The organism is Tenacibaculum singaporense (assembly GCF_003867015.1).
Classification (GTDB): domain Bacteria; phylum Bacteroidota; class Bacteroidia; order Flavobacteriales; family Flavobacteriaceae; genus Polaribacter; species Polaribacter singaporensis.
Genome location: NZ_CP032548.1, coordinates 3151092 through 3177939 on the forward strand (window position 1 = coordinate 3151092; position 26848 = coordinate 3177939).

21 protein-coding genes are annotated in these 26848 nt (G+C 31.2%); 9 read left to right on the forward strand and 12 right to left on the reverse strand.

Annotated features, from left to right (window positions below; translation table 11 throughout):
- The first annotated feature begins 1 nt into the window (after position 1).
- From D6T69_RS14125 to D6T69_RS14150, 6 genes are read left to right on the forward strand one after another with little or no spacing between them, the layout of a single operon-like run.
- On the forward strand, positions 2-1339 hold the full coding sequence (locus D6T69_RS14125) for a Fic family protein (RefSeq protein ID WP_125068515.1): 1338 nt from the start codon (positions 2-4) through the stop codon (positions 1337-1339).
- A complete protein-coding gene (locus D6T69_RS14130; protein WP_125068517.1) occupies positions 1336-1995 on the forward strand; it encodes a hypothetical protein in 660 nt (219 codons plus the stop codon). Before D6T69_RS14125 ends, D6T69_RS14130 begins: the two co-directional genes overlap by 4 nt.
- Before the next feature lie 4 nt (positions 1996-1999).
- Positions 2000-2569 carry a hypothetical protein gene (locus D6T69_RS14135; RefSeq protein WP_125068519.1) on the forward strand — a complete coding sequence of 190 codons (570 nt, stop codon included), beginning with the start codon at positions 2000-2002 and terminating at the stop codon, positions 2567-2569.
- A gap of 59 nt (positions 2570-2628) precedes the next feature.
- Complete coding sequence (locus tag D6T69_RS14140; RefSeq protein WP_125068521.1) at positions 2629-3081, forward strand: DUF6998 domain-containing protein; 453 nt, start codon at positions 2629-2631, stop codon at positions 3079-3081.
- Positions 3078-6233, forward strand: a complete 3156-nt coding sequence (locus D6T69_RS14145) for a type I restriction endonuclease subunit R (RefSeq protein WP_125068523.1) — start codon at positions 3078-3080, stop codon at positions 6231-6233. The genes D6T69_RS14140 and D6T69_RS14145 overlap by 4 nt, the downstream gene beginning before the upstream one ends.
- Before the next feature lie 32 nt (positions 6234-6265).
- Positions 6266-6991, forward strand: coding sequence for an AbiV family abortive infection protein (locus D6T69_RS14150; protein WP_125068525.1), 726 nt, complete (start codon positions 6266-6268; stop codon positions 6989-6991).
- Positions 6992-7077: 86 nt separating this feature from the next.
- Here the strand turns inward: D6T69_RS14150 and D6T69_RS14155 are convergent, their stop codons facing one another.
- From D6T69_RS14155 to D6T69_RS14165, 3 genes are all read right to left on the reverse strand, one after another.
- Positions 7078-8331, reverse strand: coding sequence for a tyrosine-type recombinase/integrase (locus D6T69_RS14155; protein WP_125068527.1), 1254 nt, complete (start codon positions 8329-8331; stop codon positions 7078-7080).
- Positions 8332-8583: 252 nt separating this feature from the next.
- Positions 8584-9510 (reverse strand): restriction endonuclease, encoded by a 927-nt coding sequence (locus D6T69_RS14160; protein WP_125068529.1) that lies wholly within the window; start codon positions 9508-9510, stop codon positions 8584-8586.
- Between the two features lie 6 nt (positions 9511-9516).
- Complete coding sequence (locus tag D6T69_RS14165) at positions 9517-10476, reverse strand: phospholipase D family protein (RefSeq protein WP_125068531.1); 960 nt, start codon at positions 10474-10476, stop codon at positions 9517-9519.
- A 717-nt stretch (positions 10477-11193) separates the two neighbouring features.
- On the opposite strand from D6T69_RS14165, the gene D6T69_RS14170 reads away from it, so the two are divergent.
- A complete protein-coding gene (locus D6T69_RS14170; RefSeq protein WP_125068533.1) occupies positions 11194-11760 on the forward strand; it encodes an RBBP9/YdeN family alpha/beta hydrolase in 567 nt (188 codons plus the stop codon).
- A gap of 102 nt (positions 11761-11862) precedes the next feature.
- Here D6T69_RS14170 and rpsU read toward each other — a convergent pair whose 3' ends face one another.
- Positions 11863-12051, reverse strand: coding sequence for a 30S ribosomal protein S21 (gene rpsU, locus D6T69_RS14175; protein ID WP_125068535.1), 189 nt, complete (start codon positions 12049-12051; stop codon positions 11863-11865).
- A gap of 311 nt (positions 12052-12362) precedes the next feature.
- A complete protein-coding gene (gene prfA, locus D6T69_RS14180; RefSeq protein ID WP_125068537.1) occupies positions 12363-13439 on the reverse strand; it encodes a peptide chain release factor 1 in 1077 nt (358 codons plus the stop codon).
- Between the two features lie 79 nt (positions 13440-13518).
- Between prfA and D6T69_RS14185 the strand changes: the two genes are divergently transcribed.
- Positions 13519-13950 carry a DUF6265 family protein gene (locus D6T69_RS14185; RefSeq protein ID WP_125068539.1) on the forward strand — a complete coding sequence of 144 codons (432 nt, stop codon included), beginning with the start codon at positions 13519-13521 and terminating at the stop codon, positions 13948-13950.
- Between the two features lie 41 nt (positions 13951-13991).
- Here D6T69_RS14185 and D6T69_RS14190 read toward each other — a convergent pair whose 3' ends face one another.
- The 4 genes from D6T69_RS14190 to D6T69_RS14205 all read right to left on the reverse strand — a co-directional run bounded on the left by D6T69_RS14190 (position 13992) and on the right by D6T69_RS14205 (position 20650).
- Positions 13992-16547, reverse strand: coding sequence for an adenosylcobalamin-dependent ribonucleoside-diphosphate reductase (locus D6T69_RS14190; protein ID WP_125068541.1), 2556 nt, complete (start codon positions 16545-16547; stop codon positions 13992-13994).
- A gap of 178 nt (positions 16548-16725) precedes the next feature.
- The gene (locus tag D6T69_RS14195; protein WP_125068543.1) at positions 16726-17904 is read right to left on the reverse strand and encodes an AIR synthase related protein; all 1179 of its coding nucleotides are present in this window, start codon (positions 17902-17904) and stop codon (positions 16726-16728) included.
- Between the two features lie 47 nt (positions 17905-17951).
- The gene (locus D6T69_RS14200; RefSeq protein ID WP_125068545.1) at positions 17952-18446 is read right to left on the reverse strand and encodes a GNAT family N-acetyltransferase; all 495 of its coding nucleotides are present in this window, start codon (positions 18444-18446) and stop codon (positions 17952-17954) included.
- 23 nt (positions 18447-18469) lie between these two features.
- Positions 18470-20650: a glutamine synthetase III family protein gene (locus D6T69_RS14205; RefSeq protein WP_125068547.1), complete on the reverse strand. Its 2181-nt coding sequence runs from the start codon at positions 20648-20650 to the stop codon at positions 18470-18472.
- 184 nt (positions 20651-20834) lie between these two features.
- Between D6T69_RS14205 and D6T69_RS14210 the strand changes: the two genes are divergently transcribed.
- Positions 20835-21845, forward strand: a complete 1011-nt coding sequence (locus D6T69_RS14210) for a glutamine synthetase beta-grasp domain-containing protein (protein ID WP_125068549.1) — start codon at positions 20835-20837, stop codon at positions 21843-21845.
- A gap of 72 nt (positions 21846-21917) precedes the next feature.
- Here the strand turns inward: D6T69_RS14210 and D6T69_RS14215 are convergent, their stop codons facing one another.
- The 3 genes from D6T69_RS14215 to D6T69_RS14225 all read right to left on the reverse strand — a co-directional run bounded on the left by D6T69_RS14215 (position 21918) and on the right by D6T69_RS14225 (position 26493).
- Positions 21918-22859, reverse strand: coding sequence for a calcium/sodium antiporter (locus tag D6T69_RS14215; protein WP_125068552.1), 942 nt, complete (start codon positions 22857-22859; stop codon positions 21918-21920).
- 86 nt (positions 22860-22945) lie between these two features.
- Positions 22946-24019: a PepSY-associated TM helix domain-containing protein gene (locus D6T69_RS14220; RefSeq protein ID WP_125068554.1), complete on the reverse strand. Its 1074-nt coding sequence runs from the start codon at positions 24017-24019 to the stop codon at positions 22946-22948.
- An 89-nt stretch (positions 24020-24108) separates the two neighbouring features.
- Positions 24109-26493, reverse strand: a complete 2385-nt coding sequence (locus D6T69_RS14225; RefSeq protein WP_125068557.1) for a TonB-dependent receptor — start codon at positions 26491-26493, stop codon at positions 24109-24111.
- Positions 26494-26848 lie beyond the last annotated feature (355 nt).

A 26848-nucleotide genomic window follows, 5' to 3' on the forward strand; every position in this document is an offset into this window, starting at 1 on the left:
TATGCAGGAAACCAACCGTACTGAATATAAAGAAAAACTTACCAAAGAGGTAGATATAGAAAAAGAAGTCATTGCATTTTTAAACTATCACTTAGGTGGTGAACTTATTATCGGCATTGACAAAAACGGAAAAGTTGTTGGTGTAACAGATACCGATGATGTAATGCTTCGTGTTAAAGATCGCTTGAAAACAAATATTCAACCATCTTGCTTAGGTTTGTTTGATATTTCAATAATAGAGCAAGAAGAAAAAAAGTTAGTAAAAATTACGATAGCAAGTGGTAGCGAAAAACCATATTTTAAAAAGAAATATGGTATGAGTGAAAAGGGTTCTTTTATCCGTATAGGTACAGCATCTGAACCTATGCCACAAAAAACTATAGACACTCTATACGCTTCACGTACACGAAACACTATTAGTAAAATTGTATCTCCAAAGCAAAACCTACAATTTGAACAATTACATATTTACTATCAAGCAAAAGATAAAAACCTTAATTCTCATTTTGGTAATACGTTAGAATTAACAACAGAAGATAATAAATGGAACTATGCGGGGTACCTACTATCTGACGTAAATAACATTTCTATTAAGGTAGCTAAGTATTCAGGAATTGACCGCGTAGAACTTATAGAGACCAATGAATATGGTTATACTTCGCTTATAAAAGCTTGTAAACAAGTATTAGATAAATTAGAGTTAGAAAATAAAACTATTGCTAAAATTACAGCTAAAGACAGACAAGAAAAACGTTTATGGGATGCCAGAGCTTTACGCGAAGCAATAATTAATGCTTTTGTACATAACGACTTTAGTAGAGAAGTACCTCCTAAATTTGAAATTTTTTCTGATCGTATTGAAATTACATCTACAGGAAGTTTGGTTGATGGACTTAGCGAAAATGAATTTTTTGAAGGTTTTTCTATTCCAAGAAACAAAGAACTTATAAGAATCTTTAAAGATTTAGACTTAGTAGAACAATTAGGTTCAGGAATCCCAAGAATTTTAAGTACTTACAGTAGAGATTGTTTTAAATTTACTGATAATTTTTTACGCATTACGCTACCTGCTACTGAGCAAGTTACCGAGCAAGTTACCGAGCAAGTTACCGAGCAAGTTACCGAGCAAGTTACTCAATTAATTAAAAACTTAAACAAAGAACTAAACAGAAGTGAATTAATGGAGTTGGTAGGGGTAAAACATAGAGAACATTTTAGAACAGCATATTTAAATCCTGCTATAGAATTAGGTTTTGTAGAATTAACTATTCCTGATAAACCAACAAGTTCAAAACAAAAATATAGACTCACCGAAAAAGGGAAAAATTATAAAAAATGATATCTTATTTTAAAGAAGGAAAAGATAAGCTAAGTATTTGTGAAGATAGTTTAACGGCAAGTGTATTTGATGTCTTAAAGTACTTCCCTACTCATTATTTTTGGACCATCCTTAAAGACTCTTTACTTTTAGATACCTTACCGAAATTTTCTGGTGAAATACAAGAAATCGTTTTTTGGCCTAAATGGTCTGCCGAAAACACCTACAACAGTAAATTTGTAGAACCAGATGTATTTATTCGCTTTTCTGAATTCGATTTAATTGTTGAAGCTAAACGGTATGATGCTAACCAACAATATAATGGGCAATTAGAAAATGAAGTCATTGGCTATTTTAACGAATACGAAGAAGATGCTAAAGACCTTTATTTATTACAGGTCGGTGGTTTACAAGAAAATTGCACTAAAGACAGTATTTATATGCAGAGTAAAAAAATAGCCCAATCTAAAACAAATTGGAGTCGCTTGTTATTGGTTATAACAAACTTACATAACAAAATAATAAATCAACAATTACCAGATCAATCACCTTTAATCTTTTTATTTAATGATTTAATTAATGCTTTTGCTATGCATGGATTTCATCAAAAAAAATGGTTAATCGATTGTGATACTTATAAAATTAACAGCAATGCTATTCAGCAATTTAACTTTTAATTAAATGAAAGAGAATTTACCTTTAGAAATCCGAAAAGCATATCGCCTATTGTTTGATTATCAACGTCGAATTTTAAATCTGATACAATTCATAGGTTCAACATATAATATCCCTTATAAAAAAGGAAAACCTTTATTTAGCTCTAGAGGCACTAACAGATTAGATAATTGGGCTTGGGATTGGATATATATGTATTGTTACGAATTTCATTTTCAAAGAAATGAAGAAGACGATACTCTTTGGTTTTCTGTTATTTTAAAGAACGACTCTGGATATTTTGAAAGTAATTTGGAAGACTCTAGTATTGATAGACTAGATATAGAAAAATTTAAAGATGTAGAAAAATCATCTACTGATTTAATTTTTATGGCAGGAGAACCTAATTGGAATTTTGACATTTTAAAAGAAGCTACTATAAACGAAAGTGGGTATATAGAAGAACAAAAAGTATTTTATAAAAAATACGCTTTAGAGAACTTTTTCACAGAAGAAAACACCCTTATTCAACTCAAAGATTTTGAAAACAATTGTCTTAAACACTCAATACCTCTTAAAATTATTGATAAAATTTAGAGTATATTAGAAAAGTAATATTCTTTTCAGTCTTTAATATTATATAATTATATAAAAATATGAAAGAGATAAAGCAACTTCTGGAGATAACAAATAAACTAAGAGAAAGATACAAAAGAAGTTTTCCTCTAGACGGACGTTTGGTAGGTGATATAGGTGAAGTCCTATGTGCAGAAAAATATGGAATTGAATTATACTCTGAAAACACTACAATACACGATGGTAAAGAAATTGCTACTGGAAAACTAATTCAAATCAAGGCAACATTTAAAAATAATAGTTATTTCCCTTATGGAGAAAGTAAAATTCCCGATTATTTTTTAAGTGTTAATATACTCGAAGATGGTAAAATAGAAGAGCTTTTTAATGGTCCTGGTAAGTTTATACATAATAATTATATTGTAAAGAGAAGGCTTAAATCATATAATAAAACCTATTATACTCTTTCAAAAGGAATTTTAAAACAACTCAACAAGCAAGTTCCACAAGGTCAAAAAATTAAAACTCTATGAAATTTACAGAAGCAAAACTAGAACAAGCAGTAATAGAGTTATTAGAAGCTCAAGAAATCCCTCATCTACTTGGAACTTCTATCAACAGAGATGAAAGTGAAGTACTTATTAAAGAAGACTTAATTGCTTTTTTAAAAGATAAACATCTAGATATAACCGATAATGAAATAGCAGGAATTATAAGAAAACTAGAAGTATTACCTAGCTCTGACCTGTATACTTCAAATAAATTGTTTATGCAATGGTTGTCAGATGGTTTTTTATTAAAACGCGAGGATCCACATAAAAAGGATTTATACATTCAGCTTATAGATTACTCTTCAAATGACAAAAATACATTTCGTTTTGTAAATCAATTAGCTATAGTTGGTTACGAAAAACGTATTCCTGACGGTATTTTATATATTAATGGGTTACCGTTAGTTGTCTTTGAATTTAAAACTGCTATACAAGAAAACACTACGATTCATGATGCGTATATACAGTTAACCACTCGTTACCGAAGAGATATACCTGAGTTATTTAAATACAATGCTTTTTGCATTATAAGCGATGGTGTAAATACTAAGGGAGGTTCATTCTTTGCCCCTTATGAATTCTTTTATGCTTGGAGAACGGAATCAGACAGACAGTTATTTCAAGAAAATAACGAGGCAGATGGTATAGAAAGCCTTTTTACTCTTGTAAAAGGAATGCTTAACCGTAAAGATATACGTCAATTAATTCATCACTTCATTTATTTACCTGACAGCTCGGGAAATAAAGAAATTAAAATTGTTTGTCGTTATCCTCAATTTTATGCTGCTAATAAGCTATTAAATAACATCAAACTACATCAAAAGCCTTTTGGTGATGGTAAAGGTGGTACTTATTTTGGAGCCACAGGTTGTGGTAAAAGCTTTACAATGCTTTTTCTTTCAAGGCTCTTAATGAAGAGTAAAGATTTTGCTAGTCCTACTATTATTGTAATAACTGACAGAACTGATTTAGATGATCAACTATCAGCTCAATTTAGCAATGCTAAACAATATATTGGTGATGATACCATAGTTTCTGTTGAAAGTAGAGCTGATTTACGTACAAAACTACAAGGAAGACAATCCGGTGGTGTATTTTTAACCACCATACATAAATTTACAGAAGATTTAGATGTATTGACAGAAAGAACTAATGTGATTTGTATATCTGATGAAGCACATCGTAGTCAAGTAAACTTAAACCAAAAAGTGAAAATTACAGAAAAAGGTGTAGAAAAAACCTATGGTTTTGCAAAATACTTACACGACTCTTTACCCAATGCAACCTATGTTGGTTTTACAGGAACACCTATAGACGCTACTCTAGATGTATTTGGAGATATTATAGATTCGTATACAATGACTGAATCAGTAAAAGATGAAATTACTGTTCGTATTGTATATGAAGGACGTGCTGCAAAAGTAGTTTTAAACAATCAAAAGCTTCAAGAAATAGAAAGCTACTACGATAATTGTGTAGAAGAAGGTGCCAGTGAATATCAAGTAGAAGAAAGTAAAAAAAACACCGCCAATATGAATACCATTATTGGTGATCCAGATCGTATTGAAGCTATAGCTAAAGATTTTGTTAATCATTATACTAAACGCATAAAGGAAGGCTCTACAATTAAAGGAAAAGCTATGTTTGTATGTAGTAGTAGAGAAATAGCTTATGAATTATATCAACAAATCTTAAAAATCAAACCTGAATGGGGAAATGCATTGATTTCTGAAGAAGATATTGAATTGACAGAAAAAGAGCAAAAAGAAATAAAACCTATGGAACGTATCAAGATGATAATGACCAGAGGTAAAGATGATCGTAAAGAGCTTTGGGATTTGTTAGGAAACAAAGACTACAGAAAAGAATTAGATAGACAATTTAAAAATCCTAAGTCTAATTTTAAAATAGCCATTGTAGTAGATATGTGGCTAACTGGTTTTGATGTTCCTTTTTTAGATACCATTTATATTGACAAACCTTTACAAAAACACAATTTAATTCAAACCATATCTAGAGTAAACAGAAAATTTGAAGGCAAAAACAAAGGTTTGGTTGTAGATTACATTGGGATAAAAAAAGCTATGAACATGGCTTTAGCTATGTACAACAAAGTAGATGCACAAAATTTTGAAGATATTCAACAATCACTTGTAGTTGTAAAAGATCATTTAGATTTATTAGCTAAAATCTTCCATAAATTCAATAGTTCTAAATATTTTAACGGTTCAGCCCTTGAACAATTACAAACACTTAACATGGCGGCTGAGTATGTTCAAGTAACTCAAGAGTTAGAAAAGCGTTTTATGTATTTGGTTAAACGTTTAAAAGCTGCATACGATATTTGCTCAGGGAGTGAACTCCTATCAGAAAACGAAAGAGATTTAATACATTTCTACTTAGCTATTCGATCAATAATATACAAATTAACTAAAGGTAATGCTCCTGACTCTGCTCAAATGAATGCTAAAGTAAAAGAAATGATTAAAGAAGCCTTACAAAGTGAAGGTGTTGAAGAAATTTTTAAACTTGGAAATGAGGATGAAACCGAAATTGATGTTTTTAACGAAAATTATATAGCTAAAATTCAAAAAATTAAACTCCCTAACACAAAAATTAAACTATTGCAACAATTGTTGCTTAAAGCAATTTCAGATTTTAAAAAGGTGAATAAAGCCCAAGGAATAGATTTTTCTAAAAAGTTTCAAAGTTTAGTAGAACGATATAATGAACGTAAAGAAAATGATGTATTACAATCACAAGTTTTAGAAGATTTTACTGATGAAATTATTGATTTGTATCATGCTCTTAAAAAAGAAAAAGAATCTTTTGGTGAATTAGGGATTGACTTTGAGGAAAAAGCGTTCTACGATATCTTAAAACAACTTGCTCATAAATATGATTTTGAATACCCTAATGACAAGTTAATTAATCTTGCTCAACAAGTTAAAAATGTTGTAGATGACAAAGCAAAGTATACTGATTGGAACGATCGAGAAGATATTAAAGCAGAACTCAAAGCTGATTTAATAATCCTTCTTGCAGAAAATGACTACCCTCCTGTAGACAGAGATGAAGTATATAAAGAGATATTTGAACAAGCTGAGAATTTTAAAAAGTATAGGGTTAATTAATTTTTTTTAAACGAACAATTTAAAATACAACTATGAAAAAGTTTAAAGACTTAACCCCTGAAGAAAGTATAGGCTTAGATTGGGAAATCTATAAAAATGCTTTACAGTTAAAAAAAGACGCTGAACTAATTGCTAAAAGTAGAAAATCATTTTCTAGTGCAACATCATTACTAATACTAAGTTCTGAAGAATCTATCAAATCTTCGTTAATCAAACTACATTCAGAAAAATTTAATATATATAAGCTTAATGAATCACATAAGTTTTTCTTTGATCATAAAATAAGACATCAAATTGCACAATTGATTGAGGTAGGGACTGGTATCACAGAATCATTGATAAAATATGATGATCAAAAGCCTTCAACTTTTTTAAAAACTAATATTAACTGGCTTAACAACATTATTAATGGCTTTATAGATATTGTAAAAGCTTCTGAACCATTAATTAAATCTTCTGACAGAATACAAGAACTTCAATTATTTAATAATTTAAAAAACAAAGGTTTCTATGTAGACTATAAAGACCAAATATTACTCCCTAAAGATGAAATAACAGAATCTACTTATTTAAAAACCTTATTAATTACAAACAGAGTCTTTAAATTTAATAAAACTCTACGTATTCTATTTCATGAGAAATTAAGTAATCATATAGACAATGAAACCATACAAAAAGGCAAAAAATTATTAGAGAATATTATTAATGATGGTATGAAAGAGTTTTCTTTTAAAGAGCTAAGTAATCAATTATCATAAAATGAAGTTACTATTTATGTAAATAAAGATGATTTTTTCATAACGTATAATATATTATACAAACACAACTAATAATGTATATTTTATTATACATTATCAGTTGTAAAGTTTTCAAAAACAGATTTAACAGCATCAATTTTAGCGTTGTTATCAACTTGATGATACATGTTAAAAGTCTTCAAATCTTTGTGACCACTAATGCTCATAATCGTTTTATCAGCAATACCTTTATTTCGCATAATGGTTATAAAAGTTCTTCTAGCAGTATGCGTAGAAATACGCTTATAGAATGGTTTAATAAAGATTTTCTGTTCTACTCCTTTGGTTCTTGTATATTCAACCTCATTAGTAAATCCTGCTTCCTTTAAAATATCTTTGATATAATCATTCTGTTTTTGATTAGATATTAAAGGCAACTCATAATTATACTTTTCTAATATTGATCGTGAAATAGATACTAAAGGAATTTCACGAGTCGGTTTAGAGCTATCCTTCTCTTCCTTTAATATCACACAACCATTATTATTAATTGTTCTTTTATTTACTCTTTTTAATTCCCCATAGCGCATTCCTGTTAAACACTGAAAAATAAAAACATCTTTAATTTTATTTAGTCTTTCATCTTCACAAGTAAAATTATAGAGTGCTTTAATATCCTCAAAAGACAAAGCTTCTTCTCTAGTTAAAACTCTTTTAGGTTTCTTAAAATCAACAAACTTATTATTGTAGGTATGTTCTTTTTTCAAAGCCCAGAACATAAATGTTTTAAATAGCCCTAAGTTTCTATTAAATGTGTTGGTATAGTGATCTTTATACTCATAACAAAAATCAATAAACTCGGTATAGAAGGTATTATTTATTTTACTAAATGTTAGTTTGTACTTCTTAACTTTTTCAAATTCTTGTAATAAGTTCTTAATATTTTTATATCGCTTTATTGTCGAATGTTTCCATTCTTTTCTTTTAATTTTCTCCTCCGTAAATTTGTCATAAACTTCAAAGAACGAAGTTTGACTTAATGTTAAATTATTAAAAGTTTTATCTAGATGCTCTTTTAATAATTGACTTGTAAATTCTGTTTTACTCATTTCGCAACGAGAATGCATTTCCTCAAAAGCATCTGTATATTCATTTATTCTTTTTGTTATTCCTTTTTGGTCTTTAGATATATTTTTTCCTTTATTTTTTGGTTTCTTATTTTCGAAATCCCAATGATCAGGAAGTATCGATTTTCTAATTGAATATTTGAATTGCTTTTTCTCATTTTTAAAGTAACATGAAAAAACAATTAATGTTTCTTTTACATCTTTTGGCTTTCTTAAACAAAATGTATGTTTCATAATTTTATTTGATTTTTTACGCGTTGATAATTGAGTTGATAATTTTCTTATATCTTATTAGTATAAAAGTTATTAACAAGACATAAAAAAAGCCGCCAAACCCCTGTATTTAAACAACATATAAAGATTTACTGACAAATAAAAATTAAGCTAAAGTATATTCGGCGTCTCCACAAAAAACCCTTATAAACTCAATGTTTATAAGGGTTTTTGTTTCTAGGTGTCAAAAAATATTTGACTTTACAACCTTAATTACTCCTCAAAATAATCTAAATCTATCTTTTTAATTTGAATAGTGTCAGCTACTTGTACACCTAAATTGTATTCAATTGCTAAGTCAGTAAGCTCTTTACCATCTATTAGTACTATTTTTTGTTGTTTACTGTCTTGTGCTGTTTGTATAGCACTTGAAGAAAACCTACTTGTTGTTAGAAATACTCCTTTATTTACACCTTGTAGAGCTAAAGAACCTATAAAATTTCTTATTTCTGGTGAACCAACCGAATTATTAGTAAAACGTTTAGCTTGTATGTACACATTTTCTAAACCTAAGCGGTCTTGTGATATAATGCCATCAATACCATCATCACCTGTTTTTCCTGTATGCTGTGATGCTTCTTCTCTAAACTCTCCGTACCCCATTTTTTGCAATAATTGGATTACAAAATTTTCAAAGTACTGAAAAGAGTTTTCTTTTAACTTATCTAACAACTCTGTTGCTAACTCATTTTTTAACTCGGTTACAGTAGCTGCTAAGACTTCTTCTGGAGTTTGTTCTTGAGTGTTAGTGATTTCTTTTTGTTTGGTATTAGTACCGTTAAATGTAGTTCGCCACTCCTTATACTTTGGAAACTGCTCTAGTTGTTTCATACGCAATTTAGACGGATTGGTTGCTAAAAACTTTTTTCCTTCCTCTGTTATTTGATACACACCTCGCTCAGGATATTTAATAAGACCTGCCTTTTTTAGATAACTACGCGTCCAACCTACACGGTTTCTAAACAAACCCATTTGTCCACTTGGCACTTTAATTTTTAGGTCTTCTGAGGTTAATTTAAAATGTTGAGCTAAAGCTTGCATTACCTCGTTTAATGTTTTTGATTTACCATCTGACAATAGTTGTAACATTGGTAACATGATAGTTTGAAAGTCTGGTATTCGATTTTTTAGTTCTTGCATTTCTTTTTATTTATAAATCCCTTTTAATATTGGACTTGCCATACTAGTTTTACCATACGATTCTTTCCCTGTCTTATGACAATAATTCTCTGGATAATCATAATTACCATAAACATCCCACATACGGTAAGCACTTAAAGAAAATGGTTTATCTGGATTAAAAGGTATTTCTCTACCTGTTCTTATACAGTAACCCATTTCTCTTTCATAATCATTAGTTGCTTTTGAAAATTGTAAATCTTTATCAACTTCAATTGTTTCTTTTAAACTCTCATTAGAATTTATAGTTTCTTCTGAGACCTTTTCTTTTTTAACTTCTCTAGTTGGTTTAATGTTAAACTTCTTTTCTATAACAGATTCAACCTCTAAATCAAAACTGTCAAGAATTCTTTTTTCATAATTTTCGTTGTTTGCAAAGAAATCTTCTGAAATATCATATATAATTTTAGAATCTTGATACTTTTTACCTAAACCTAAAAGCCCTTTAGAATATTGCGGTTTTTTCAGATAAATAACATCTGACTTTGCATACATCAATTCATCTGTAAATGCTTCTGTTTCTCGAAAAAGTTTATCTGTACTTATAAGACTATCTGTAAAATGCACTCCATATTCTACGTTGTTTATCATAGAATAATCATATAAATTTAAAGAGGTTATTAATCCCTCATTTTCATTGCAATAATGTTTTGCGTGTAAGTCTTTATTATAAAGAATAGTTATATTTTTAAATTCAGTAAAGTACTGAAAGTCTTCTTTACTTATACTACGATTACGACTATTCTCATTTTTACCAAATAATAGGTAAAACTTTATATCGTGATGCGTTTTTACTTTTTCTAGTATATTTTTTACATAATCATCTAATTTGATAAATGGCGATACTATGATTATATACTTTTTTGCGTTCCAGATTATATCTGTTAGTTTGTCTTCTAATTCTTTTCCTGATAAAAATTTACTCACTTTTCCTTTTCTTTATTTAATTACAAAGTACTCTACTTTACCCTCCATAATGATATTAATTTTTCTCCTCGATTGTGATTTCTTCTGTTAAGCTGTATATTATTTGGTTATTTTTTTTATAACTATACTATCTATTTACACTTTAATGAGAAGCATTGCTTTATAACAATAGATTCAAAAGTATTTTCTTAATCAATAAAAATATAAATTTTTATTTACTATAACTTACGGATTTCCTTATTTACTTCTACCTCTACTTTTATATTACTTTATGATCATCAAAAAATTAAATTTCATTAAATTGCTATTCTTTCTTTTATAAGTAAGGTAAGCATGTAAACCCTATGATAACAATTATAATATATTGAGTTCATCTCTAATATTTTATAGTATTAACAATTATTTAAACCTTAAATGGCAAGGGATTTTACCTCTGTTTTTAAAGTTCTCACTTTATTTTAAATAAATAATTAAGACTTTTAATTATCATAAAGTAATTTTAATGCATAAAACACATCTATATCTATAGTTGAATTAAAATCTATCATAATAACATTAACTGCTTTTGCTATTGCAATTAGCATAACTAATTTTTTAAAAAGAAAACGAGATAACTATTAACTCTTTTAGCAATACTTTTGCAAAACAAAAAACACAACCAAATTGGTTGTGCTTTTTATTTTATGCTAAGGCTAACAATACAAATAAATAATAGAAATGAAAAAACATAATATATACTTAATTCACGGATATACGGCTTCTCCTGATTCTAACTGGTTCCAAGATTTCAAAAACAATTTGGAAAATGAGTTTATTAACGTTTCAATCTTAAACATGCCTGATTCCCAAAATCCAAAGCTTAGCGACTGGATTACCTATATGGAAAATCATATAAAAGATATTGACGAGCATACTATTTTTATTGGTCATAGCTTAGGATGTGTGAGCATTTTAAACTTCTTAAACCAATTTAAAGCAACTAAAATTAAAGGATTGTTTCTTATTTCAGGGTTTATTGAATCTTCTCCAATACCCGAACTTATAGAATTTGTAAAACCAAAATTAAATTACAACCACTTAAAAGAAATAGCCAAAACTAGAATTGCTATATCTGCTATTGACGACGACATTATTCCTTTTGAATATTCTAAAATAATGGCAGAAAAATTAGAGGCTAAGTTTACTCTTCTCGAAGAAGGAAAACACTTTATAGATAGAGATGGTTTTATTAAATTTCCTTTCCTTGTAAAAGAAATAAGTATGTTAATGAATCTTAATAAATAGTATTGAAAATAAATTCAATCATTTCAATCTACATTAACCTTTTATAAAACAAAAAGCGCAACCAAATTGGTTGCGCTTTTGTATTTTTATATAGCTATACCACTATTCTTCTGTAAATAACTGCTCTTTATAAGCCGCTTTTTGAATTTGTGCTCTTCTTGTTACAGAAGGCTTCGTGTATTGCTTACGCTCTCTTAATTCTTGTAACACTTTTACATTTCTAAACTTACGCTTGTAACGTTTTAAGGCTCTATCGATATTTTCACCTTCTTTTACAACTATTCTTAACATACTATAAGGTTTTATTATTAGACATACTTTAAGTCATATAAATTACAGCGCAACACTACACATAGCACAAACTATGATTTACATGATAATTATTTTAGATTAAAAATTCTATTGAAAACGCTTTGTAAAGCAACTGAAGACTATGGAATCTGATGGTAACAGAAGATAGTATAAAGACTTGTAGATTTTCTCCTAAAAGGACAGAACATTAATACTCAGCAAAGGTATGTTTTATTTATCGGCTCTACAAGGATTGTGGATAGTAATTCTTTTCGGATAAAAAGGCGTTACCAATTGGTAACGCCTTTTTATTAAATTGTTTCTCCTAATTCTTTTAACTTAGAAGTATTTTCTGCGAGCATTAACTCGTCTATTATCTTTTGAATATCACCATTTACAATATTCGATAAATCGTATAAGGTTAATCCAATTCTGTGATCTGTTACACGTCCTTGCGGATAGTTATACGTTCTAATTTTTGCAGAACGGTCTCCTGAAGTTACCATCGAACCACGTTTTGCAGCATCTTCTTCTTGTTTTTTAGCCAATTCTAAATCGTATAAACGAGAACGTAATACTTTAAACGCTTTTTCTTTGTTCTTATGCTGTGATTTTTGATCTTGACATTGCGCCACTAATCCTGTAGGGATATGCGTTAAACGCACCGCTGAATAGGTAGTGTTTACCGACTGTCCTCCTGGTCCTGACGAACAGAAATAATCAATACGTACATCTTTTGGATTGATTTCTACATCAAACTCTTCTGCTTCTGGAAACACCATACATGTCGCTGCCGACGTATGTACACGACCTTGAGTTTCTGTTTGTGGCACACGTTGTACACGGTGTACCCCTGCTTCAAACTTTAAGGTTCCATATACATCTTCTCCAGTAACTTCAAACTGAATTTCTTTAAATCCACCATTGGTTCCTTCAGAAAAATCTACTGTAGATACTTTCCAACCTTTGCTTTCGCAATATTTAGTGTACATACGGTATAAATCTCCTGCAAAAATACTCGCTTCGTCTCCACCTGTACCTGCACGTAATTCAACTACGGCATTTTTAGCATCTTCTGGATCTTTAGGAATTAGTAAAAACTTAATCTCTTCTTCCAATTCTGGAATACGAGTTTTTGCTTCATCCATTTCCATTTTTGCCATTTCCACCATTTCTGCATCCGATCCGTCAGCAATAATTTCCTTAGCTTCTTCTATATTGTTTAATAAAGTTTCGTACTCGTTTGCCTTTTTAACAACCTTTCCTAAATCTTTATATTCTTTATTTAATTGCACATAACGTTTTTGATCAGAGATAACATCTGGTTGGATGATTAAATCTGATACCTCATCATAACGTTGCTTAACTATCTGTAATTTATCTAGCATAGTATCTTTTCTTGGGGTGCGAATTTACGATTTTTTATCGAATTTAATTCATTATCTTTAATCCTTTAAGTGTTTTATCATGCGTTTTTTACTACTATTCATTACCGGATTTTTACTTTTTTCTTGTCAAAATACGGCAGAGATCAAAAAACCTACATGGTTGATTGGAAAATGGAAACGTACAAACAATCAACCTGATAAACTTACGTATGAGTTTTGGAGTAATGATTTTTCTGGAATTGGTTTCACTTTAAAAGAAAAAGATACTGTATTTAAAGAAGTATTACATATTATTACCAAGAATAATTCTTTGTTTTTACAAGTTACAGGAGTGAATGAAGCTCCTACATTATTTGTTTTCACACAACAAACTGATACTTCTTTTACCGCAGAAAACAAACTAAACGAGTTTCCTAAAGTGATACAATACTGGAAAGAAAACAATCAATTAAAAGCTAAAGTGGCTAACGATGAATTTTCAATTGATTTTGTGTTTGATAAAATAGAATAAAAAAATCACGAGTTGAACTCGTGATTTTTTTTACACATTATCTACCCACATTTTGAAGTACCACAATCATTACACGTTAAACACCCTTCTTGATAAATTAAATTATCCGATTTGCAATTTTCGCAAGTCTGCCCTTTAGCTTTTGTACCGTCTTCTACATAACGCTTTAACGCTCGAACCACTCCATTTTTCCATGTGTTAATAGATTCGCTATCTAATTGTAAACTCTGAATTAAATCTACTATTTTATCAATTGGCATTCCGTGGCGTAATGTACTTGAAAATAGCTTCGCGTAGTTCCAAAACTCTGGATTGAATTTATGTGACAAGCCTTCAATCGTGGTTTTATACCCACGTTTGTTTTTGTATTGAAAGTCGTAACGTGAGCTTCCATCTTCATTTCTATTTTTAATAATCCATCCTTTTTCTACCCAACGTTGAATTAAAATTCCGTCTTCATCATCGGCTAATCCTGTAAAAATCTCATACGGTTTATCATCAACCAAACCAATAAAAGCAATCCATTTTTCCTTTTTATTTTGAAAACGAACCACATCGGCTTCTAAAATTTGCGGACGCTTGATAGGAAATGACGTAAGTATGTTATTTTGATTTGTTTCTTCCTTTTCATCATTTGAAATTAACACTCCAGAACGCGAACCATCTCTGTACACGGTAACTCCTTTACAACCTACCTCCCATGCTTTTAAGTACAATTCGCCTACCAAATCTTCACTAACATCATTTGGCAAATTAATAGTTACACTTATCGAATGGTCTACCCATTTTTGAACCGCCCCCTGCATGGTTACTTTGCTTAACCAATCTACATCGTTAGAGGTCGCTTTATAATAAGGTGATTTTTTTACCAAAGCATCCAATTCTTGCTGTGAAAAGTTTTTAGTAGTATCAATTCCATTCACTTCCATCCATTGTTTAAATCTATGGTGAAACACCACATATTCTTCCCAAGAATCGCCTACTTCATCTACAAAATCTACACGAACATCTTTATCGTTCGGATTTACTTTTTTTCTACGCTTGTATACTGGCATAAATACTGGCTCTATTCCCGAAGAGGTTTGTGTCATTAAACTCGTTGTACCAGTTGGTGCTATGGTAAGTAGCGCTATATTTCTACGTCCGTATTCTAACATTTCATAATACAACTTGCTATCAGCTTCTTTTAAACGTAAAATAAAAGGATTCTTTTTTTCCCTTGTCGCATCAAATATTGAAAATGCTCCTCTTTCTTTAGCTAAGTTTACTGATGCTCGATATGTTTCTATCCCTAATGTTTTATGAACTTTTACTGAAAACTTGTTTCCTTCCTCACTCCCGTATCGAATTCCTAATGCTGCCAACATATCTCCTTCTGCCGTAATTCCGATTCCTGTTCTTCTTCCTTCGTAGGCTTTTTGTCGGATATTTAACCAAAGATTTTTTTCAGTTGCTTTTACCTTATCTAACTCTGGGTCGGCATCTATTTTTTCTAGTATTTTATCTATTTTTTCTAACTCTAAATCGATAATATCATCCATCATTCGCTGTGCGATGACAATATGCTTTTCAAACAGTTTAAAATTGAAAGTTGCCTTTTGGGTAAACGGATTTTCTACATATGAAAATAGATTGATTGCCAATAAACGGCACGAATCATATGGACATAACGGGATTTCTCCACAAGGATTAGTCGATACTGTTTTATAACCTAAGTCAGCATAACAGTCAGGTACCGACTCATTAACTATAGTATCCCAAAACAAGATTCCAGGTTCCGCAGATTTCCACGCATTATGCACAATCTTTTTCCATAATTTTTGTGCTTCAATAGTTTTTGAATATTTCGGCTTTTTACTAAGGACAGGATACTTTTGCGTGTACTCTTCTCCATTTTTTACAGCTTGCATAAAAGCATCATCTATTCGCACCGAAACATTAGCACCTGTTACTTTTCCTTGTTCTAATTTAGCATCAATAAAATCTTCTGAGTCTGGATGATTAATAGACACCGACAACATCAATGCTCCTCTACGACCATCTTGCGCAACCTCTCGTGTTGAGTTTGAATACCGCTCCATAAACGGGACAATCCCTGTAGATGTTAACGCTGAATTTTTCACGGGTGATCCTTTGGGTCTAATATGCGACAAATCATGACCTACACCACCTCTTCTTTTCATGAGCTGTACTTGCTCTTGATCTATTTTCATGATACCTCCGTAAGAATCTGAATCTCCTTCATTACCTATTACAAAACAATTAGAAAGTGATGCTATTTGAAACGGATTCCCTATTCCTGCCATCGGACTTCCTTGTGGTATTATATATTTAAAGTTTTTTATCACTTCAAATATTTCCGATTCTGTTAGAGGATTGGCATACTTTTGTTCTATCCTTGCTATTTCTTTAGCAATCCTTTTATGCATGTCGTTTGGTGTACTTTCATAAATATTTCCTTCAGAATCTTTTAAGGCATATTTATTTAACCAAACGCTTGCTGCCAAATCATCGTTGTTAAAATAAATAAGTGAAGCTTGTAATGCTTCGTCTCGTGTGACTACTTTTTTAGGTGTGCTGTGTGTTGTTGATTTCATTGTTTTACTGAGAATTTAGCGATTAATAAGACATTTATAAAACAACTCAAAAAAAACAACTTAAAACATGATTAAAGTCATAAAGTCAACCAAAAAAAAATGTAAAAAACTAAAAATTAGCCTTTTACATTTTCACCAACATAAAAAAGTTGTTATTTTATTTCTTTTTTAAGAAAATTTAATACTCAAAAGTTCCGTATTCACTTTTGATAGTTAATCTCTTTTTATCAGAAGCTTCAACCCTACCAACTACTTGTGCATTTACATTAAACGATTTTGAAATTTCGATAATCTCTTCTGCTACTTCAGGAGACACGTATAACTCCATTCTGTGTCCACAGTTAAATACCTGATACATTTCTTTCCAATCTGTTTTCGATTGTTCTTGTATCAATTTAAACAATGGTGGAATCGGGAACATATTATCTTTTACAATGTGTAAATTATCTACAAAATGTAAAATTTTCGTTTGTGCACCTCCTGAACAGTGAATCATTCCGTGTACATCTTCCGAAGAGAATTTCGATAAAATCTCCTTGATAATTGGCGCATAGGTTCTCGTTGGTGACAACACTAACTTACCAGCGTCAATTGGTGAATCTGCTACTTCATCTGTTAATTTGGTATTTCCTGAATACACTAAATCTGATGGTACAGAAGCATCAAAGCTTTCTGGATATTTTTCAGCTAAATATTTATGGAATACATCGTGACGTGCAGAAGTTAATCCGTTACTTCCCATACCTCCGTTATATTCTTTCTCGTAAGTAGCTTGTCCGAAAGATTCTAAACCAACAATAACATCTCCTTCTTGGATGTTTGCATTATCAATTACATCTGCTCTTTTCATACGAGCCGTTACCGTAGAATCTACAATAATGGTACGTACTAAATCACCTACATCGGCAGTTTCTCCTCCAGTTGAATGAATGGTTACTCCAAACTCTTTTAATTCAGCAATCAACTCTTCTGTTCCATTAATAATTGCCGATAAAACTTCTCCTGGAATATTGCTTTTGTTACGACCAATAGTAGAAGACAACATAATATTATCGGTAGCCCCTACACACAATAAATCATCAATATTCATGATTAAAGCATCTTGAGCAATACCTTTCCATACAGAAATATCTCCTGTTTCTTTCCAATACATGTAAGCCAAAGAACTTTTAGTTCCTGCTCCATCAGCATGCATGATTAAACAGTAATCATCATCATTCGTTAAGTAATCTGGAACTATTTTACAGAAAGCCTTTGGAAATAATCCTTTATCAATATTCTTGATAGCGTTGTGTACATCTTCTTTAGATGCCGATACTCCGCGTTGTGCGTAGCGTTTAGATACTTCGTTACTCATGTGTTGTGTTGTTGTTGCCGCGAAATTACTTTAAAAACAGTAAACTATCAAAGTAATTGTTGTTTTTTACTTCGTCTTTCATACAAAACGGTATCTCTCCATACCCCATCTAACTGAGCTATTTTTTCTCGGTACCCTATCCTTCGAAAACCGTATTTAAGATGTAACTTAACACTTGCTTCGTTTTCGGGAAATAAACTTGAATACAAAGTCCAAATACCATTTTCTTCTGAAGATTTTATAACAGCCTCCATCAATAAACTTCCTATTCCTTTCCCTACCACTCCTTGTTTCACATATACACTTACTTCTGCCACTCCTCTATATTCAAATCTTGTTGATACTGGAGCTATAGCACACCAACCTACTACTTCATTTACTTCCACAGCAATAAACCTAGAGTGTTGATGATGTGACGCATTCCATTCTTCCCATGTGGGAGTTTCTGTTCTAAAAGTAGCATTTTTGGTCTGGATTCCTTCTCTGTAGATTTCGGATATCTCACTCCAATGTTCTTTCGTAGCTTTTTCAATTCGAATCATGACGAATCAATTTACATCTAGTTTTACCTTGTAAATAAAAGCTCTCTGTACTTAGTTAATGGCCACAAATTATCATCAACCATTAATTCTAACTTATCGCAGTGATAACGAATTTCGTCAAAATAAGGTTTTACCTTATTACAATACGCATCTGCATTTTTTTGCCCTTCTAGCTTATTGGCTTTTTTACGTTCTTCAATCATATCTTCTATTTTAGAATTGATTTCAGCAATATGATTGGATATTTTCTGGATTAAATCAATTTGTTCGTTAGCGTATTTCTCAAAATTATTTCCAAAAATCTCTTTCAGTCCTCTTACATTTTCTATCAACGTATTTTGGTATTGAATGGCTATCGGTATCACATGATTTCTTGCAATGTCACCTAGCACTCTACTTTCTATTTGTATTTTCTTTGAGTATTCTTCCAACTCGATTTCATGACGAGCCTCTACCTCAACTTTATTCATCACTCCCATTTCTTCAAAAAGTAAAATCGCCTTTTTAGAAACTTTTACTTTTAAAGCTTCTGGAGTTGTTTTGTTATTAGACAATCCTCTTTTCTTTGCCTCCTTTTCCCAAGCTTCTCCGTATCCGTCTCCTTCAAATCGGATATTCTTTGATGCTTTAATATATTCTCTCAATACATTAAAAATAGCCTCGTCTTTTTTAAGCTTTTTTGTATCAATTAACTTATCTACTTCCCCTTTAAACTCATTTAATTGTTTGGCAATAATAGTATTCAGTACGGTCATAGGTCCTGCACAGTTAGACCATGAGCCTACCGCACGTAACTCAAACTTATTTCCTGTAAAAGCAAAAGGTGAAGTTCTATTTCTATCTGTGTTATCTAATAAAATTTCAGGAATCTTCCCAACAATGTTTAATTTTAAATCTGTTTTTTCTTCTGGTGATAATTTTCCTTTTGTTACATTTTCTAATTCATCTAATACCGATGATAATTGTGAACCTATAAAAACTGATATAATTGCTGGCGGTGCTTCATTTGCCCCTAAACGATGATCGTTACTAGCGCTTGCTATCGATGCTCTGATTAATTCTTCGTAATCATGAACTGCTTTGATAGTATTCACAAAAAAGGTTAAGAATTGTAAATTTTTCATCGGAGTTTTGCCTGGACTCAATAAATTAACTCCCGTATTAGTAGACAAACTCCAATTATTATGCTTTCCCGAACCATTGATTCCTGCAAATGGTTTTTCATGAAATAATACTTTGAATTTATGTCTTTGTGATACTTTTTCCATCACATCCATTAATAATGAATTATGATCTACCGCTAAGTTTGCTTCTTCAAAAATTGGCGCTAACTCAAACTGATTTGGTGCTACCTCGTTATGTCGTGTTTTAACAGGCACTCCTAACAACATACATTCGTGTTCTAAATCGCGCATAAAATTTAACACTCTTGTTGGTATTGATCCAAAATAATGATCATCCAATTGTTGTCCTTTTGCTGGAGCATGCCCTAACAATGCCCTTCCTGTCATCATTATATCTGGGCGAGCATTTGCTAAAGCCGTATCAATTAAAAAATACTCTTGCTCCCAACCTAAGGTTGCATTTACTTTACTTACAGTCTTATCAAAATATTTACAAACTGCTGTAGCCGCTGTATCAACTGCTTGTAATGCCCTTAATAATGGTGCTTTATTATCTAATGCTTCACCTGTATATGCTACAAAAACTGTTGGGATACATAAAGTTGTACCATAAATAAACGCTGGAGATGTTGGATCCCAGGCGGTATATCCGCGTGCTTCAAACGTATTTCTAATCCCTCCATGCGGAAAACTAGAAGCATCTGGCTCTTGTTGTACTAGTTGACCTCCGTCAAATTTTTCCATTGCTCCTCCATCAACAGTTTCAAAAAAGGCATCGTGTTTTTCTGCCGTAGATCCCGTTAAAGGTTGAAACCAGTGTGTATAATGAGTAGCTCCTTTAGATAATGCCCAATCTTTCATACTCACTGCAATCTGATCAGCAGTTTTTCTATCAATCTTAGTTCCAAACTCAATAGCATCCATTACACTTTTGTATGCTTCTTTGGTCATATATTGACGCATAGCTTGCTCGTTAAAGACATTTTTACCAAACAATTCTGAACGACGTTCTTTTTCTTCTACTACAACAGTTTTTCTATGTAAAACCTCTTGTAATGCACTGAATCTTAAAGTTGACATATAACAAAATATTAAATTAGACACTCAAAAATACATTTTTAAATCAAATACCCCTAAAAAAATAGGGGTTAAATTATTTTAAAGTTAATTTTAAATAAAAATACCCTTAAAAATTTTGCCCTTTAACAAAAAATACTCAATTTTGCTTCGTAATTAACTCGATAACAACACAAAAACAAAAATCATGAGTAAATCAAAATTAGAATACATTTGGTTAGATGGTCATGAACCAACTCAAAACATGCGTAGTAAAACTAAAGTTGAAGAAAATTTTAGTGGTGAATTAAAAGACTGTCCTATGTGGTCTTTTGATGGAAGTTCTACAGAACAAGCTTCTGGAGGTGCGTCTGACTGTTTACTTAAGCCTGTTGCTATTTATCCTGACCCTACTAGAAAAAATGGATTCTTAGTAATGTCTGAAGTTTTAAATGCTGATGGTACTCCACATGCTTCTAATGCACGTGCTAAAATTGACGATAACGATAATGATTTTTGGTTTGGTTTTGAGCAAGAGTATTTCTTAATGGATACTAAAACTGATTTACCTTTAGGATTCCCACGTGGTGGATTTCCTGGACCTCAAGGAAAATACTACTGTTCTGTAGGTGGACGATACACTTGGGGAAGAGATTTTGTTGAGGAGCATGCTGACTTATGTATTGAAGCTGGTTTAAACTTTGAAGGAATTAATCAAGAAGTTGCTCCAGGACAATGGGAGTTCCAATTATTTGCTAAAGGTGCTAAAAAAGCAGGTGATGAAATTTGGGTTGCTCGTTATTTACTAGATCGTTTAACTGAAAAATATGGGTACTATATTGAGTATCACCCAAAACCAGTAAAAGGAGATTGGAATGGTTCTGGTATGCACGCAAACTTCTCTAACACTACATTAAGAACTTGTGGTTCTCAAGAGACTTACGAAAAAATTTGTGAAGCTTTTAGACCTGTTACAGAAGAACATATTGATGTATATGGAGCTAATAATGACGAGCGTTTAACTGGTTTACATGAAACTGCTCACGTATCTGACTTTAGTTATGGAGTTTCAGACAGAGGTGCTTCAATTCGTATTCCAATTATCACAGTTGAAAAAGGCTGGAAAGGTTGGTTAGAAGACAGAAGACCTGCTTCAAACGCTGATCCATACAAAGTAGCTGGAAGAATTATAGAAACCGTAAAAGGTGCCAACATATAATTAACAAACACAACAACACAACTAAAAAAGCCGTAAAATTGCGGCTTTTTTTATTTTATGACTAATTCGTTTTTACGAAATTGTTAAATAGATAAAAGTTGTATACGTTCCTAACAAAATAATTCCATCTCTCCAACCTAAACGTAATCCTTTTGGAATAAATACTAAAGGTAATATGGCAAACGAAATTCCTAACATCCAATAAATATCATTATTAATCAAACTATAGGCGTCTGGTTTTACCTGAACAGGCGTAATCATTGCTGTAATACCTAAAACGGCTAAAATATTAAACACATTAGACCCTACAAGGTTTCCTAACGAGATGGCTTTTTCTTTCTTTAACACCGCAATAATTGATGCAGCCAATTCTGGAACACTTGTTCCTACTGACACTACAGTTACTCCAATTATAGCATCACTAACACCTAAGTTCTTCGCTAAAGTTACCGAACCATTAATTAACAATTCTGAGCCTCCCCATAAACCAACTCCTCCTACTGCTAAAAACAATGCTATTTTGTATAAGGGCAATTCTTCATCATCTTCAGGCATTTCATCAACAACAGCTTGCTTTTGAAAACGTAATAAATAGATTAAAAACACTACTAACATTCCAAACAAGATAGCTCCTTCATAAAACTGAATTGTTTTATCATTTACTATAAAAAAGTACAATAGTACTGAAGCAATCATCATTACTGGCCAATCAGTCTTATAAAAACTTTTTTCCACATCAATTGAGGATAGAACCACTGTTATACCTAATACTAAACCTAGGTTTGCAATATTAGACCCAATAACATTTCCCACTGCTAATCCTGTAGCTCCGTCTAAAGCAGATTTTACACTTACAATTAACTCTGGTGCCGATGTTGCAAACGACACTACTGTCATACCTATTACTATTTTTGGTATATGTAGTTTAAGTGACAAACCTACCGCTGCTTTTAACAGCCAATTTCCTCCTAAAACCAACAATGTTAAACCAATAATAATATATAGAATGCTCATAAAATATTTTTTGGCGAAGATAAGGTTTTTACCAAGCAAAAATGAAAACAAATTCAAGCTCCTGAACCAATAAAACCTTAATTAAGTTACCTCTTTAACTTCTTACGTTTTGAACTATAAACTTTAAAGCCTGTTATCAATAACACCAAAGGCATAAAACCAGAAATAAATACTAAAAACCTACCCAATACTCCTACTATTTCTCCTATATGTATTGGATAAAATTGTGCAGCTATTCGATTGTTATTGGAATCGAAATCAAAACTTGATAGTGTTCGTAATTTACCTTGCTGATTTAACTCCATTTCTTTTGTCTTTCTAAACCCTGCTTTAATAAATCGATCTTTTATGTACCGAAGTCTATATACCCCTAAGCTATCTTTCGGGTAATAAATAGCTCTTAAAGCATATTTCCCATCAGTTTGTAGAACTGCTTCTTCTAATGAAAATATCTTTTCTTGCTTTGCTTCTTCATCCAATACAGTTTTATCTGAACTATTGAATATAGATAAAGCAGATTTATAGGTTTTATAATAAGTGAAGTAGCCCCCTGTAAAGGCTATTACTAGCAAAGGCAGCAAAAAATAAATTCCGAATACTTTATGTAGATTGAAGTAAAATCGTTTCTTTTTGGGTTTCCACTTCATCGTAAATCCTTTTGACAGGTTGTTTTTATATATTTTCCACCACATATAAAACCCTGTTGTCAACAAGAAGAAACAGAACAATAAAGCACTAGTACCTATAACATACTTACCAATTGTAGGCATTCCTAACGTACGGTGTAACTTCAGGAGGGTTTCAAAAAACTGTATTGACACCGATTTTTCACCTAACAAAACTCTTGTTTTCGGGTGATAATACAATGTTTTACCGTTTTTATAATTTATTGAAATCGTTTGCTGCTCTCTGTAAGGCAAAAAAACTTTATTTACTTCTCCCTTGTTCTGTGTAGCTAAAAAATAAGCAGAGCTTAAAATTGTCTTTTCGTTTATTTTAGAAAAATCTTCAACCTTTAATAATTTCGAATTCAGCATTGAAGTTATTTCTGGTTGCCAAACATACAATGCTCCCGTTAAACCAGAAAAAGAAGCAATAACCCCACAGCTAAGACCTAACCATAGGTGTATTTTCCAAATTATTTTATGTATATGCTGCAATTGGTATCTCCTATTTTTAAAACCCAGAACCTATAATTTAATAGGCACTGGGTTCTTAATTTTGCAAATGTAAGATGTTGTTTATTATTTTAGAGGTTATACAACACACTTAATTTAGCATTTGTCCCTTCTCCAGTTCCTGTAAAAGTTCTTAAAGGTGCTGCCCATTGTGATCTTGCTGGTAAATAATATTCGTTTAACAGGTTATTTACCGCTAATGAAACTGATATATTTTCTTGCAATTTATAGTTCATAGACCAATTAAGTAAAGTGTATCCTTCTACAGGGAATTGTGTATGCCTAAACGTATAATTATCGTTTGCATCTAAATACGGATTAAAACGATTTCTATCTCCTAAATTAGTCATACGTAAAGAAGTACTTATTTTATTTGTTGGAACCCAGGTTACATAAGCTGTTAATTTTGGAGCTGCAATTACATCACCCCCTAAATAAGTTAAATTATTTTCATCTCCCACATTATGAGTTAAACCTTCAACATAAGAATACGAAGTTCCTACTTGTAATTTACTATCAAAGGCAGTATAATCTATTGCTATTTCTCCTCCATAAATATTTTGCGGCTTTTTAGATGGCACAAAAGAATTTATATTTTCATCAAATGCAACCCCTGTACCTAAATTAGAAACACTATAATACCCTACGGCTTCTAACCTAAAATTTTTGAACTTTGATAAAAATCCGAACTCATAATTTTTGGTTACTGCCGGTTCTAATTGAATATCCTCAACACTATCTGCTTTTGCTGAGCGTAAAACAGAACCTAAATCAGCAATTGAAAAACCTTGAGAGTAACTTACATAAGGAATAAACTCTTGGTGTTTAATATATCTTACACCTGCATTAAACGCTAAATTATCAAATCCTAGTTTACCTCCTTCTACTGCTACTGAAGGATTAAAATTACCATCTCCTAAAGGTGAATATGGTAACGTATTATAATCATCTATTGTAAGATTCATATCATCATATCTTAATCCTGCTTTTAAAACCCATTCATCATTAAATTTCACTGTAGATTGTATGTATTGTGCCCAACTAAACATATCAATATTTGGCACCCATAATCTACCATCTAACAATCCTTGATTGGTTTTATCTTTTAACAAATCTAAACCATAGGTTAATGAAATCTCTGTTGATTCATTTGGAGTAAGTGTAGTGTTAAAATTTGGCCTTAAACCATACTTTTCTGCATTAATTACTGATTGACCTCCGTTTTCAAATTTATCTGAATAAAAGAATATGTTTTTTGTTTTTTGATAATACACATCAGCTGTAAAATCTGTTGTACCATCAAAAATAGAATTTAAATCATATTTCAAATTTCCATTGTAGAGTTTAGATCCGGTAGGTTCTTGCCCTTCGACTGATCCTTCAATACCATAACCAGGTGTTAAGGTGTAGTCTCCATTCTCATTATACACTTCAAAAGATCCAAGAACAGGTATAAATGGTGTGTCTTGTAAAGAATTATACAGGTTTCCTCCAATACTTATTTTTTGTCTATCAGATATTTCATACTCTAACTTAGCTAAAGCTGTATAAATTCTTGTATTATCTAATCCATAAGTAGGAAGTATAACCTTACCATCTGCATCGTATTTATTTCCTGTTTCCTCATAACTACCACTTACGTAGTAATTAAACTTATCTATTTTTCCTCGTAACGACTGATAAGCTCCGAATCCAAAAGCATCTTTCGTCTTTGTTAAGTTAGAAGTACCCCAAATATTAGTAGTCCCTTCTATCTTTTCATTTGCATTTGGCTTTTTTGTTATGTAGTTAATAAAACCTCCATTTCCTCCATTTCCAAAAATAGAGGTTGCCCCTTTTATTACTTCTACACGACTAATATCGTTAGGACTAACAGATTTTATTCCTAATTGACCGTTACGTAAAGGAGTAGATTGAGGAACACCATCAATCATAACTAATAAAGAACGACCACGTAATGTTTGCCCCCAGTTAGAAAAGGTTCCTGTAGACACAGCTAAACCTGGAACAGTAAATTCTAAAATTTCATTAATATTAGTTGTTGAATTTGATAAGTCTACTAATTGTTTTTGGTTGACAACAGTTATTGATGCTGGTATCTCTGAAAGATATTCTGAACGTCTACTAGCAGAAACAACAACTTCGCTTAAACTCTCCGAATCTTCCTTTAATGTTTGTAAAATCTCCACAGTGTTGTTTTGGGTAAATGCTATTTTCCTTATTTCTGTTTTGAAACCTACCATACTAAAAGTTACCATAAAAGACCCTTCTTTTATATTTTTTAATATAAAGCCTCCATTTTCATCAGAGGTAGTACCTTTTTGAAGCTCTGAAATATGAATATTAACTCCATAAATTGGTTGCCCTTGTTCATCCTTTATTTTCCCTTTTAAACTAGACTGAGCTGATACTCCGAAGGTTAAAAATAAAGCTGCTGCTACTATGTAAAATTTCATTATATTTATTTAGATTTATTTTAAATTGCAAATATATCTCCTATCAAAATAGTAGCAAACATTTATTACGAAAAACTGATTTTTTTCTTTCTGAAGAAATGAAACACCTAAAAACTACTTACTTTAAAGATTCTTTTTCCTTTACTTTTCAAACTCTGTGAAAAAAGCCCCTTTAAAACCTTATTAAATATGACCAATAAGATACTTTTAAGTTTCATTTAATAATTTAAACATAGATTATAAGGTTATAAATTAAAACTAATAGTGTTTTTATAGATTTAAATTCAAACTCAATCCAATTAAATTAGATTCAAAAATTTGGTTGTAATATTTCCTTTCTCATATATTGAAAAAA